8 protein-coding genes are annotated in these 13210 nt (G+C 70.9%); 6 read left to right on the forward strand and 2 right to left on the reverse strand.

Features of this window, described 5'->3' with window-relative positions:
- Position 1: 1 nt before the first annotated feature.
- Both ACIBGM_RS32910 and ACIBGM_RS32915 read right to left on the reverse strand, forming a co-directional pair.
- Positions 2-532: a hypothetical protein gene (locus ACIBGM_RS32910; RefSeq protein WP_360521344.1), complete on the reverse strand. Its 531-nt coding sequence runs from the start codon at positions 530-532 to the stop codon at positions 2-4.
- 26 nt (positions 533-558) lie between these two features.
- Positions 559-7686, reverse strand: coding sequence for a hypothetical protein (locus tag ACIBGM_RS32915; protein WP_396387756.1), 7128 nt, complete (start codon positions 7684-7686; stop codon positions 559-561).
- A 153-nt stretch (positions 7687-7839) separates the two neighbouring features.
- On the opposite strand from ACIBGM_RS32915, the gene ACIBGM_RS32920 reads away from it, so the two are divergent.
- The 6 genes from ACIBGM_RS32920 to ACIBGM_RS32945 all read left to right on the forward strand — a co-directional run bounded on the left by ACIBGM_RS32920 (position 7840) and on the right by ACIBGM_RS32945 (position 13111).
- The gene (locus ACIBGM_RS32920; protein ID WP_396387757.1) at positions 7840-8301 is read left to right on the forward strand and encodes a hypothetical protein; all 462 of its coding nucleotides are present in this window, start codon (positions 7840-7842) and stop codon (positions 8299-8301) included.
- Positions 8302-8465: 164 nt separating this feature from the next.
- Positions 8466-9086: a hypothetical protein gene (locus ACIBGM_RS32925; protein ID WP_360521335.1), complete on the forward strand. Its 621-nt coding sequence runs from the start codon at positions 8466-8468 to the stop codon at positions 9084-9086.
- Positions 9086-9889 carry a hypothetical protein gene (locus tag ACIBGM_RS32930; protein WP_360521332.1) on the forward strand — a complete coding sequence of 268 codons (804 nt, stop codon included), beginning with the start codon at positions 9086-9088 and terminating at the stop codon, positions 9887-9889. The genes ACIBGM_RS32925 and ACIBGM_RS32930 overlap by 1 nt, the downstream gene beginning before the upstream one ends.
- A gap of 76 nt (positions 9890-9965) precedes the next feature.
- The gene (locus ACIBGM_RS32935; protein ID WP_360521329.1) at positions 9966-11276 is read left to right on the forward strand and encodes an ATPase, T2SS/T4P/T4SS family; all 1311 of its coding nucleotides are present in this window, start codon (positions 9966-9968) and stop codon (positions 11274-11276) included.
- Positions 11277-11288: 12 nt separating this feature from the next.
- A complete protein-coding gene (locus ACIBGM_RS32940) occupies positions 11289-12191 on the forward strand; it encodes a type II secretion system F family protein (RefSeq protein ID WP_360521326.1) in 903 nt (300 codons plus the stop codon).
- Complete coding sequence (locus tag ACIBGM_RS32945) at positions 12191-13111, forward strand: type II secretion system F family protein (RefSeq protein ID WP_396387758.1); 921 nt, start codon at positions 12191-12193, stop codon at positions 13109-13111. Before ACIBGM_RS32940 ends, ACIBGM_RS32945 begins: the two co-directional genes overlap by 1 nt.
- Positions 13112-13210: the final 99 nt, after the last annotated feature.

The raw sequence follows: 13210 nt of genomic DNA on the forward strand, positions 1-13210 counted from the left end.
GTTATCTCGCTCCTGTCTCTCGGCCCCGCTCGCGGTAGGTGTCGCGGGCCGCCAGCAGCCGCTCCAGCCGGAACCGGTCCGGCTCGGCGTCCCAGAGCGCCCGGCCCTGCGGCGTCCAGAACTCGTCCTCCGGTACGGCGTCCTGCCCGGCCGGCACGAACTTGATCACCTCGTCGACCGCGGCCGCGGCGACGGCCAGCACCTTACCGGCCGCGCGCGGATCGGTGGGGACGTCGGCGGTGGCCCGGTCGGCCACGTCCAGCCACTGACCCGGATCCAGCAGCTCGGACGGTTCCGGACCGCCGAACGTCGGCCAGCCCGCCACCCTGGTCTCGCGGGCCGGCAGACCGAACAGGTACTGCCGTTCGACGTCGCAGCCGGGACAGATCCCGGCGTAGCTGATCGCCAGCTCACCTTCCACGTCGGCCAGCCCGTCTTCCCACGGCGTGTCGATCGAACCGCAGTTCGGACAGGGATGTAGCTCCAGGTACAGGTGCGCCTCGTCCCTGGTCCGCGCCACTGCGAACGCCATACCGGCTCCTTCGTCGCGTTGCGCCGTCACGGACCCGCCATGGACGGGCCGCTCGTCGTCGGTGTGATGGTCCGGCTGGCAGCCGCGCCACCGACGGTCGGCTTCTTGCCTTGATTGGTCACCGGGGCCGCCGGGCGTACGGTCCGGCTGTAGTCGAGACCCTTCAGCATCGCGGTGGGAACGCCGTTCTGCTCGAGCGCGGCCGCGACCTTGGTGCTGAAGTTGCCACCGCGCTCTGTGGTGTTGAACAGCTCCCGCAGGTCGACCCGGAGGCGTCCGTCACCCGACGGGTGTGGGCTCTGGGCCATCTGCACCAGCCGCCGGTCCAGGCTGCCGAGGGCGGCGGCGAACCCGCCGTCGCTGACACCGGACAGCACGACGTGGACACCGCGCTCGTCCTGGACCGGCACAGCCTGGTAGAGCCGCTCCTGGCCGCCGTCCTCCTGCACGGCCAGCACCACGGTGGTCCGTTCGGCCATGGCCTTGTCGATCGCGGCCAGCATCGGCTGGTACGGCTGGTACGTCCGCTGTCCCGACGCGTCTTCGCCGTACTCGGTTGCTCGCATGTCCGGCTTCCCGAGCTTCTCCGGCATCGCCTGCAGTTGCAGGCCGTCCAGGGAGACGTCACCGCCGGACTCCATCTGCTGCAGGATGTCGAGGTACTCGTGGTACAGCATCCGCACGTAGAACTCGCCGCGCGCGGCGTCCCGCAGGTGCGTGGTGTTCTTGGTCGTCGGGGTGCCGCGGCCGCTGTCGGTCTGCTGGTTGATCGTGAGGTCGTAGGTGACCGGGAACCGGACGTCGACGAGGTCACCGCCTCGGGTCGCGATGGTCTCGAGCCGGGTGCCGACTGCGTCGGACGACTGCTTCTTGACCTGCTCACCGACCGAGGCAGACATCGAGACGATGCCGTTGTTGAAGCCTCCGGTCACCGTGACCGGAGCGACCTGGTTGCCGGTGGTCGAGCTCTGGACCTTGTGCTGGTAGCGCCGCACGATGCCCGACTGACCCGGTACGCCGTCGGTCAGCAGTTCGATGCCGACCGGCCGGGCGTTGACCTGGACGGCGATGGTCGTCCGGCCGTTGCCGCGCCCCATCAGCGGCTCGAGCTTGAGACCGCCCGGTCCGGTCAGCTGCTCGAACTTGGCTTCCAGCACCATCGGCAGCAGCTGGGTCCCGATCGCCACCTTGTGCTCGGCCAGGCCGGCAACTCCGAGCACGCCGGGCCGGGCCAGGTGCGCTGTCAGCCTGTTGTACAGCTCGTCGGTGACGACCGCGCCCTCGCGGTACGGCAGCATGGAGGCGACCTGTGCGCCCTCGGGCATCACGAACGGGCGGTGCTCCGGGCTGAACTCCCCGGTGGCCTGCTCGGTGCCGGCGTCAGGCGCCTCGCGGACGACTCCGCGCGGGACGAAGGACGTCAGCACGGCGCGCAGCTCGCGCGGCTGCGCGGTCGTGGTCAGCTCGGCCGGAGTCGTCCGGGTGAGCCGCCACCGCGTGCTCGACATCGCCGCCGCGCCGGCGCGGTGCACGCGCTCGACCTCGGTGGTGAAGACGACCCGCCGGGTCACCGGTGTCAGGTCGAGGTCGCCGGTGCGGTGCAGGGTGGTGTTCTGCTTGCCGCTGGCGGCCGAAACCTGCCGGATCCGGTCGGCGCTGAGTCCGCCCGACATCGACGTTCCGTCGCCGTCCTCGCCCTTCAGCTCCACGCCGCCGGAGTGGGTGATGCTGCGGCCGGTCGACTGGTCCTGGCTCTCGAAGCCGTACTTCTGGTCGAAGTCGACCGCCTCGACCTTCGGCAGACCGGGCGTGCCGTCGACCAGGATGTCGCCCTCGAAGTGCGCCTTGACGGTGACGAGCAGCAGGTCGGGATGGTCCTGTCCTTCGACCGGGATCTCGATCGGGGGAGCGGTGTAGCCGCGGGGGCCGAGCATGTTCACCAGGTGGCCCTTGAAGGCGTCCTTGGCGAGGGTCGCCTCAAGCGCGGGCGCGAGCAGTTGGTCGGTGGCCAGCCGCCCGGGCGCCACCTCCTCGACCTGCTCACGGATCTGGGGGAGCAGGTCGACGTCCAGCCGCTCCGGTCCCTCTTGCTTGAGCTCGTAGGGCTGGCTCGAGCCGAGCGTGGCGCGGTAGGAGTTGGGCAGGCCGACGGCACGCTCCTCCGCGGCCACCTGTTCGGTCCGCGCCAGAGTGTCCTCCAGGCGCTCCGCAGGTGTCGGCGCGGTGGATTCCGGGGCCTTGCCGTGCCCCATCACCTTCCGGGTCAGCCGCTCGTCGGTGTGCTCCGCGGCCAGGCCCGTCGTCACACCGGCCTTCTCCTGCTTGTAGCGGCGAACGAAGGCGCCCGCGGTCCGCGGGCTCATCTCGACCTTGTTGGTGAGGTACCGCTCGGCCACGTCCGCTGCGATCGGCAGCGGCAGGTCGAACTGCTCACGCCCGTACAGCTCCAGGGCGGTGTACTCCGGTATCACCTTCTGGACCAGCGCGTCCTGCAGCGGCACGGTCTGCACGACCTTGCCGTCCTGCATCACGTCGGCCACCAACCGGTGCCGCTCGAGCAGCTCGTAGTGCATGCCGGTGTTGATCAACAGCCGCTCGTCGCCCGACGTCTGACTCGTGCCGGTGGACTGCGACCGGCCGGCGACTCTGCCGACGTTCACCTTGCCGCTCGTCGTGGACGGGTCGCCTGGTGTGGCGGCCGGCCCGCCGCCGCCTTCGAGCCCGACCCCGCCCGAGGTCGAGCTGCCGGAGGTGAAGCCGGTGTCGACCATGGTGAGGTTGATGTCACCGGTGACCTGGTAGTTCATCGCCGCGAACGTCTGGCTGACCGGTTCGCTGCGGATCACGATCTTGTAGCTCTGCGGCAGCAGCGTCCGGTCTTCCAGCGCCTGCGCCGGGTTCGCGGGCGCCGGCGTGATCACCAGGGGCAGCTCGTACCGGCCGTCGGTGATCCACTCCTTGTTGGAGAGCATGGCCTCCGGGGACAGCGCGGCGTGCAGCTGCGCGAAGCCGACGGTGTCCGCGCGGATCGCGTCGACCGCCGAGTACAGCCGGTCGGCCGGGTCGCCGGCGTCCATCGCGACCGGGATCGACCGGCTGACGGCCTCTGGGTGCGGCGGCTGCGGGTCGGCCGCGAACTCGGGCTCCTCGGCCTGCGCCAGCGAGCTGTCGTACGCCACGGACATCGTGCCGACGACGTCGGCCAACGGCTCGGAGTCGCCGTCCGGGGTGACCTCGGTGAAGGTGATCCGGATCTTCTGGTCGAGGTTGTCGACCGGTGCGGTGCTCTCGTGCAGCGTGACCCGGTTGATCCGGCTGCCCACCGTCTGGCTGAAGGATCGCGCCAGGGCGTTGCGGCTCAGCTTCACGCCCAGCCGGCCGAGGACGCCGGGCTGTCCCTCCGCCGGTCCGTCGCCGGCCCCGATGCCGCCGGAGACCGGAACGGATCGCGAGCGGCCGAGCATCGCCTGGATCGCCCGAGAGCTGATGCCGAGCCGGGTGACGGTCCGGGACGGGTTGCTGCCCGCGGGCTTGACGTCGCCGAAGTCCTGCGTGACCTTCAGCCGGAACAAGCGGTCCCGCGGCGTGCGGCCGGAATGGTCGACGAGGTGAACCATCAGGCCGGACTGGCAGGCCGTGTTCATCGCGCTCACCATCCGGTAGTCGGTGAACGCCTCCACCACGCGGTCGTAGTTCCGCTGCTGAGCGGTCCGCTGCCGGTTGGACGGCTCCTTGTCCTCGAGGGGCTGGAAGTCGTTGTCGAGCGGAGGCACCAGGCCCAGTTCGCTCAGTTTGGTGAGCGCCTGCTGCCGGGCCTCGTCGACGCCGGTGAGCCCGTCGGGCAGGGCCTTGCCCGTGCCGCGCATCTGGTTCTCGCCGGTCCCGTGCCACGGCGGCACGGTCTGCGGACCGGCGGGCGGTTCGGGGTCGCCGACCAGGAGCGCGCGCCCGTGCTGGTCGAGCCGGATCTCGCTGTCGTCGTCCCGCAGTACGGCGTCCTTGCCGGCCGCGGCGCCCGTCCGCAGCAGCCGGTTCGCCGTCAGCCGCAGCTTCGCCTGGCAGGTGTCGGAGACGACCACCGGCTCGGTGTCCGGATCGCCGATCTTGCGCAGCGTCGCGGTGACCTTGAGGTCGACCAGGACGCCTTGGGTCGGCGACATGTCGCGGTCGACCACCGGCGTGATCGCCGTCGTACTGAGGTTCAGCCCGCCCTGGCGGGAGACGTTGCGGCCGGCCGAGACGTTCGCCGACAAGTCCACGGTGCTCGAGCCGACGTCGGACAGCGCCGTCGGGCTGGGCAGGTAGGCCGGAACGGGCTGGGCCGGATCGAGCGGTGTGCCCGGGTAGGCGACCGACGCCGAGCCGGACAGCGAGGTCCCCGAGGCGCGGCTCGCGCTGGTGGCGGCGAAGTCGACCTCGACCTTCTCCTGGCCCATCTCCCCGCTGCACGCGCCGACCAGCTCGGCGGTGGCCCAGACCGGCTCGACCTCGACCGTGAGCCGGTACGCCGACTCGCCGCCGACCTGGATGGTCCGGCTCAGCCCGCCGGGCTTGGCGAACTCGCCCAGCAGCCGGTACGGGTCCTCGGTGACCCGCCCGAGGATCTGCTCGTACCCGATCCGGTCGATCGCGCCGAGCTTCTGCGTGGCCTCGATGACGAGGCGGTCGTTGAGGTCGTGCAGGCCGGTGATCCGGTTGACCGTGTGCCGCGGGAACCCGGCGTCGAGGTCGGCCGCGAAACCGAGTTGCTCCAGCGTCACGGTGTCGGCCTGCGCCTTGACCGTGTAGGGGCTCGGGACCCAGGTCAGCTGCTCGCCGGCGCTGACGGTCGTGACCGCCGACCACGGCTCGGTCGGCGAGTTCCGGACCTGGATCTCGTACTCACCGGTCCAGCTGTAGGGGACTGACTCACCCTTGTGTACGTCGACCCAGCCGAGCTGAGCGTGGGTGCTCGCGCCGGCGGTCTCGGCGAGCGTCTTGCCGGTGTTGCCGTCGACGCGCGGCGCGAACACCTGCGAGGCCGCCTGGACGGCGGATCCCGGCGGTGCGGCGGCCAGGAGCGGCTGCAGGTTGAGGCCGACGGAGACGTTGCGGGCGTGGGTGTCGGTGATGGAGTTGTTGTGGCCGCCCTCGCCGAGGGTGGCGGACATCTGCTCCGCCATGTCGTAGTCGAGGTCGGTCCGCTCCCGCAGGTTCTCGGCCTTCACCCGGACCCGGACCTGCCGGACCTTGCCGACGGCGTCGTCGGGTGAGCCGGCGACGCTGAAGACCATGCCGTCCGAGAAGAGCTTGCGGTACTGGGCGCCCGGGACCGGGAGTGGACCGGTGTCGGCAACCTGCACGCCGCTCTGGTTCGCCAGCAGTGCCGCGTTGATCGCCTCGACCGGCAGGTTCAGGTGCTGGTCGGTCGGCACGCCTGTCTCGAGATGGTCGACCGGCAGCGCCGCGCGCAGGCTCGCCTGGTACTCGTCCGTCTTGGCGGCAGCCTCGCGCGCCAGCTCGGCGATCTGCTCCGGCTCGTGGTCCGGGTCGTCGATCCGGGCGAGCATGGCCTGGTAGCCGGCCAACGCCGCGCCTGCGTCGTTCGCCGCCTGCTGGTAGGCGTGCGCCAGCTCGGTGTGGCGGCGTGCCTTGGCGAAGGCGGCGGTCGCCTCGGCCCGCAGCTTCCGGGCTCGCTCCGGCGCACCGCGGTCCTTGAGCAGATCCTCGGCCTCGGCCAGGTCGACTTTGCTGGTCGCCTGATCGGCGGTCGTTGCCGCACTGTCGACCTTGGTGTCGGCCTGGTGCTGCAGGTCTGCGGCGGCAGCTTCGAGCTCGGCGATCTGGTCGACGACCTGCTGTCGCAGATGCTCTGGCGTGTTCGCTTCGGGGTTGGCTGCTGCGACAGCTCGTTCGGCGGCGATGCCATCGACGGCCGCGCTGGGGGAGTAGGTCGAGTCCTGCGCCCAGGGCAGGGTCGGCATGGTGCCGCTGCGCCACCAGATCGCGCCGGCCTGGAGGCGGATGTCGCGTTCGAGGTCCGCGACACTGCGCGGTCCGCTCGGCTGACCGTTCGCAAGGGTTTCGGCCTGGGCCTGTTCCCAGTCCCGGGACAGCTGCTGGTAGGCGGTGTAGTCCTCGTTGAGCCGCTGCTCGCGCCGCTCCGAGCCGAGCATCGAGCGCACCCGGCCGAGGATCCCGCGCGGCCGTTCAGCCTGCTCGGCCTGCATCTGCTGCGTCATCCGGCTGAGCTGGCGGACCCAGATCTGCCGGTACTGGTGCTCTGGCACCCACGGTGCGATCCGCAGCACGTGCGGGTCGTTCGCCGTACCGGATCGGAGCGTGCCCTGGGCTGCCAGGCCGCGGTTGGTCGGGAGGATCTCGACGCGGACGTGTTGCGGTACGTCGCGGGTGGTGAGCGTCATCGTCGCCAACCGGGACTGCCGGCTCACGGCTGGCCGGCTGGTGACGGACGAACCCAGGTCGGCCTCACCCAGCTGTGTCAGCGCAGCAAGTGCGGCCAGCTCGCTCTGCTGGGGATCTGCGGTGGCTGTGCGGCCCGTGGGGTCCAGCGCAGTCCCGCGGACGACACGAGTGTCGGTGCGCCGGTGGCTGACGCCGACCGGGTTCCGGTGGCGGCCGGTGCGTGGCTGCGCGGGGGTCGGCGTACCGAGCTGGGTGGCGTTGCGGGTGATCTGCTGCGCTGCCGAGACGATCGCCGTGGCGACCGGGACTCTGGTCTCGCCAGGCATCGCGGCGAGCCGTGCGGCCGCCTCGCTGGACTCCTGCGCGTGCAGCCGCAGCGCGAGGCGAAGCATCGCCTCACCCTCGGTACGACGCGACTGGTCCAGCCCGGGCGTGTGCAGCAACCGGTCGAGCGCGTCCGTCGCGCCGGCTTCGGTCGACTCGCCACGGGCCCGGGCGATCTCCGTGCCCAAGGTTGCGACGGCCTCGGCGAGCATGCGCTCGTCACTGATCCGGTCTGCTGCACGGGCGCTGAGTTTCTCCTCCAGCGCCCGGGCGACGTCCGCCGGCAGCACGTCCCGCCGGCTCGTCAGCCAGATCCGCCCGTCACGCAGCGGCACGGCTGACGGCACGACGATGCCCAACGCGGTTCCGAGGGTTGCGCGAGCGCGACCCGCCGGATCCGGGGCGGTGACACCAGGCGTCGTCAAGACGACCCACCCCTCCCGATCGCGACTCGGTGACCACCAGTTGTCACCGAGCCTCTGGTTTCCGGACGTTAGCAAACTTTCGGTTACTGGCCAGCCACTCAACTCATCCGAACTGTTAACGATTTACGCCTGTCGCCTCCTTACGATCGTCACATGACCGACCGGTTGGGAGCGTCCGAGTGGAGTGTCCCGGAGGCACGGAGCGTTGTGGCCCAGCTGCGATCCGTGGCCGAGCCTGGCCCGGAGTACGACGCTGTCGAGTTGTTCCTCGCTCTGTGTGACTACCTCGACCAGCTCCACGGTTCCCCCGGATTCGACCGGGTCCTGCCCGAGGCCGAGCGTTCCGGGCTGGCCGACGTCGTACGGCAGGTCCGGGGGCGGAGCGCCGTACCGGACGAGGACGGTGAGCGGCTGGTGCAGCCGGTCAACTCGGCCGTCACGCTGGCCGAGGGGCGCGTGCTCGCGGCGCACCTGGAGGCGGCCGACGGGTGGCAGCGCGAGCTCGGACTGGCGCTGCAGGGCCTGTTTAGCTATCTAGACCAGTTGTACGGCGAGCCGGGGTCGTTCACCGAGCTGCTCACGTCCGCGGAGCGGGACCGGGTCGCGAGCCGGTAACGGCACCGGACTCGTGGCGTGGATGGCACCTCGCTGCCATTACGGTAGGGCGCGTGAGTCTCTCCTCCTCCACGCGTACTTCCTCCCAAGGCACCCGCGGAGCGGGCAGATCGGCGGGCAGTGGTACAAACCGCCTGCCGAGCAGCCGGGAACGCCGCCCCGCCTTGGCCGCCCTCGCCGTCATCCTGATCCTGCTCGGCGCCGCCGGCTCCGCGCTGATCGCGGTCAACAGCGGCAACCGGTCCGACTTCGTCGCGATCTCGGCCGACAAACTCCAGCCCGGTCACAAGCTGGACCGCAAGGACCTGGCCCGCGGTGACCTGGCCGGCGCGACCGGCGCGCTGATCCCGTGGTCGGAAGCCGAGGACTACATCGGCCAGTACACGACGACCTGGCTCTACAAGGACCAGTTCGTCACCAAGGCCAACTTCACCAAGACCAAGCCGATCCCCTCCGGTGGCGCCCTGGTCGGCGTCACCTTGGAGGGCGGCCGGGCGCCGTCCGAAGGAATCGGGGTCGGCGACATCGTGTCGGTGATCCGGGTGCCCACCGCGAACCAGGACAGCCAGCAGGCCGCGCCACTGGTCGCCGCGGCCGAGGTGACCGCCAGTTCGGGCGGTATCGCGGACTCGAAGAACAACGCGAACACGCTGAACGTGACCATCCTGGTCCCGACCGAGAAGGCGACCGCCGTCGCGGCTGCTGCGGCGGCCAAGACCTTGGTGCTGACCGTGCTCAATCCGGGCACGCCGGCCGAGGTCTCCCGCACCGACGGAGACGGTTGATGGCACTGGTGGCACTGGCGAGCGCAAAGGGCTCGCCCGGGGTGACGACTGCCAGCCTCGTCTTCGGCGCGCTCTGGCCGCGGCAGGTGCTGCTGGCCGAGTGCGACCCGGCCGGCAGCGACGTGGCGATCCGGATGACCGCACCGGGCGGCACCCCGCTCAACTCCGACCGTGGCCTGGTCAGCCTGGCCGCAGCCAGCCGCAAGGGGCTCAGCGACGAGGTGATCCTCGCGCACAGCCAGCAGCTCGACGGTGGCCTCGATGTCATGCTCGGCGTCCGTTCGCCCGAGCAGGTCGGCGGCATGGGCGGTCTGTGGCATCCGCTCGGCATCTCGTTCAACCAGATGCAGAACGGCGACGTACTGGCCGACTGTGGTCGCATCGGAGCCTCGTCTCCACAACTGCCTGTCGTGCAGTCCGCCCGCCTGGTCGTCCTCGTCTGTACGGCGACCGGCTCGTCGGTCGCGCATCTCCGCGAGCGCTTGTCGTCTTTGGTGCACCACGTCGACGCACAGCTCGGTGTGGTCGTGGTGGCCGACCCGAAGCGGCGGGACGGCGTCAAGCAGGTGTGGACCGTGCTGGACGCGATGTCCGTGCCGGTGCGGCACCGGTGGCACCTGGCCTACGACCCGGCCGGCGCGGCGTTCTTCGACGGGCGCGGTCACGGCCGGCTGGACAAGACCCAGCTGATCCGGTCCGCGACCGACATCACCGCGGAGATGGCCGCCATCGTCGCTGCGCCGCCGCCGGAGAACTTCGACATGGCGCACGCCGCTTTTCCACCGCAGGGTGATTGGCAGTGAGCGAGCGAAGCGAGGTCACCATCAAGCGCAGTGCGTCTCGTGTCTCATCGGCGCCCGGAGCGAAGCGAGGACGTCGATGAGCGCCGACCAGGAGCTGGTTCGCAAGCTGCGGGTGCAGGTCGCCGAGCGGCTGAACGAACAACGCCGGCGCGACCAGGTGAACGGCGTGCCGCCGATGAGCGCCGAGGACGAGCGTGAGTACGCGCGCTCGCTGATCGTCCAGGTGCTCGAGGACCACGCCCGCTACGAGCTGGCCGAGGGCCGGACGCCGCCCACGCCCGACGACGACGCGCAGATCGCCGGCGCCATCCACTCGGCGCTGTTCGGGGTCGGCCGGCTGCAGCCGCTGATCGACGACCCGGACGTCGAGAACATCGACATCAACGGCTGTGACCAGGTGTTCGTCCAGTACGGCGACGGCCGCGAGGAGAACCCTGGTCCGGTCGCCGAGTCCGACGACGAGCTGGTCGAGCTGATCCAGGTGCTGGCCGCCCACGCGGGCCTCACCAGCCGGCCGTTCGACTCGGCCAACCCGCAGCTCGACCTGCGGCTGCCGGACGGCTCCCGGTTGTCCGCCGTCATGGGCGTCACGGCGCGACCGGCGGTCTCGATCCGGCGCGCCCGCCTGGGCCGGGTGTTCCTCAAGGACCTGGTTGCCAACGGCACCATGTCCGAGGACGTCGGCTCGTTCCTGCGGGCGGCGGTCGCGGCCCGCAAGAACATCATGATCGCGGGCGCGACGAACTCGGGGAAGACGACGCTGCTGCGCGCCCTGGCCAACGAGATCCAGCCGCACGAGCGGCTGATCACGGTGGAGCGCTCGCTCGAGCTCGGCCTGGGCGAGTTCAAGGACCTGCACCCGAACGTGGTCGCGTTCGAGGAGCGGCTGCCGAACTCCGAGGGCGTCGGCCAGGTCAGCATGGCCGACCTGGTCCGCCGGTCGCTGCGGATGAACCCGTCCCGGGTGATCGTCGGCGAGGTGCTCGGCGACGAGATCGTCACCATGCTGAACGCGATGAGCCAGGGCAACGACGGCTCGCTGTCGACGATCCACTCGAACAGCTCGATGGAGGTGTTCAACCGGATCAGCACCTACGCGATCCAGGCGATGGAGCGGCTGCCGATGGACGCCACCCAGATGCTGATCTCCGGCGCCCTCGACTTCGTGGTGTTCGTCCGCAAGCACAACGACTACCAGCGCGGCGGCGGCCTGAGCCGGTACATCGAGAGCATCCGCGAGGTCACCGGCTGGGACGGCCGGGTGCTGTCCGGCGAGGTGTTCGCGCCGGGTCCGGACGGGCGGGCGGCCGCGCACGCTCCGATCGCCTGCATGGACGAGCTCGAGTACTTCGGGTACCAGCCGCTCGTGCACGGAACGTGGGCCTGAGGTGAGGCGGCGATGAACGACCGGACCCTGCTCGCACTGCTCTGCGGAGCGGTGGTCGGCGGCGCGCTCCTGCTGCTGGTCGTCGCCATCCGCGGCACCGTGCCCAAGGACGAGACCCCGTCGCTGTTCCGCCGTGGCACCGGCGTCGAAGGGCGGAAGAACCTCGTCCGCCTCGGCACCGGGATCGGCGTCGGCCTGCTCGTCCTGGTGGTGACCCGCTGGCTCGTCCTCGCCGTCGCGCTCGGCCTGCTGGCCGCGATGGCCGACCGGTTCTTCGGCGGCACCGGCGAGGAACGCCGGGCGATCGAGCGGCTGGAGGCGCTGGCCACCTGGACCGAGGCGCTGCGCGACACCATCGCCGGCGCGGTCGGCCTCGAGCAGGCCATCCCCGCGACCGCGGTGAACGCCGCCCCGGCGATCAAGCCCGGCCTTAACCTGCTCGTCGACCGGCTGCGCATCCGCGAACCGTTGCCCTCGGCACTGATGCGGTTCGCCGACGACCTGAACGACCCGTCCGCCGACCTGATCGTCGCCGCCCTGGTGCTGAACGCCCGGCTGCGCGGTCCCGGTCTGCGTGAGGTGCTGACCGCGCTGGCCGACTCGGCCCGCGAGGAGCTCGACGTACGGCGGAAGGTCGCGGCCGAACGGCGGTCGACCCGGCGCTCGGTCCAGGTGGTCGTCGCGATCACGCTGCTGGTCGCGGCCGCGCTGGTGCTGTTCAACCCGACGTACGTCGCGCCGTACACCAGCTTCATCGGGCAGTTCGTGCTGTTCATCGTGATCGCGCTGTACGCGCTCGGGCTGGTCTGGCTGCGCAAGCTGGCCAAGATCGAGGTCCCGGAGCGGTTCCTGATCGGCAGTGCCGACAAGCGGGCCAAGCGGGCCGGCGACGACCGGATGGAGGTGGTGGGCTGATGACGTGGGCCTTCGTCTCCGGTGGCCTGGTCGGCCTCGGCGCGTACCTGCTGGTGCGGATGTTCATCAAGCCGTCCGCGAACGTGCTGTCCACCATCGCCCGGATCGACGCCGGGCGGACCGGGTACGGCGGCGCCGCCACCCAGAGCGCGGCCGGCGAGAAGGTGCTCGGCGGTCTCGACCGGGCCCGCGAGTCGCTCGGCCGGCGGCTCGAGTTCGAGGCGAACGCCCGCGGCTGGGCGTTCGGCCGGCTGCGCCGCGACCTCGCGGTGATGAACCAGCCGTTCGCCGCGATGCTCGCGACCAAGGTGTTCTTCGCGCTCGGCGCGATGATCTTCATCCCGGTCGTGCTGTTCCTGTTCGCGATGCTCGGCCTCAGCGCCCCCGGCGCGACGCCGGCGATCGTCACGCTGGGCGCGATGGCGTTCGCGTTCTTCCTGCCCGACCTGGCGTTGCGGCAGGAGGCGGAGGCGCGGCGGCGCGACTTCCGGCACGTGGTCGGCAGCTTCCTGGACCTGGTCGCGATGAACCTGGCCGGCGGCCGCGGCCTGCCCGAGGCGCTGATGACCGCGTCCACGATCGGCGACCACTGGGCGATGGCCAGGATCCGGCAGGCGCTGGCAAACGCGCGGCTGATCGGCATCACGCCGTGGGACGCGATGGCCCGGCTGGGCGAGGACCTCGGCGTCGAGGAGCTCCGCGACCTCGCGTCGGCGCTGGCGCTGGCCGGTGACGAGGGCGCGAAGATCCGGGCCTCGCTGCTGGCCCGGGCGGCGTCGCTGCGCCGCAAGGAGCTCGCGGACGTGGAGGGCAAGGCGGGGGAGCGGTCGCAGTCGATGCTGGTCGCCCAGCTCGTCATGTGTGCCGCGTTCATGCTGTTCCTCGGTTTTCCGGCCGGGATCGCGATCCTCGGGAACTGAAACGGGTAAGGGCAACCTGGACGGATCCGTCGAGCGGAATGGTCCGTCGTACAGGGCATACTGAGGCCCGCACTGGGCCTCATGATCGGGAAGGCATAC

This window comes from Kribbella sp. NPDC050470, from assembly GCF_044458365.1.
In the GTDB taxonomy this organism is placed as follows: Bacteria; Actinomycetota; Actinomycetes; order Propionibacteriales; family Kribbellaceae; genus Kribbella.

Coding starts and splice junctions, on each gene's coding strand:
- ACIBGM_RS32910 (WP_360521344.1), bottom strand. CDS start 532: ATGGCGTTCGCAGTGGCGCGGACCAGGGACGAGGCGCACCTGTACCTG.
- ACIBGM_RS32920 (WP_396387757.1), top strand. CDS start 7,840: ATGACCGACCGGTTGGGAGCGTCCGAGTGGAGTGTCCCGGAGGCACGG.
- ACIBGM_RS32930 (WP_360521332.1), top strand. CDS start 9,086: ATGGCACTGGTGGCACTGGCGAGCGCAAAGGGCTCGCCCGGGGTGACG.
- ACIBGM_RS32935 (WP_360521329.1), top strand. CDS start 9,966: ATGAGCGCCGACCAGGAGCTGGTTCGCAAGCTGCGGGTGCAGGTCGCC.
- ACIBGM_RS32940 (WP_360521326.1), top strand. CDS start 11,289: ATGAACGACCGGACCCTGCTCGCACTGCTCTGCGGAGCGGTGGTCGGC.
- ACIBGM_RS32945 (WP_396387758.1), top strand. CDS start 12,191: ATGACGTGGGCCTTCGTCTCCGGTGGCCTGGTCGGCCTCGGCGCGTAC.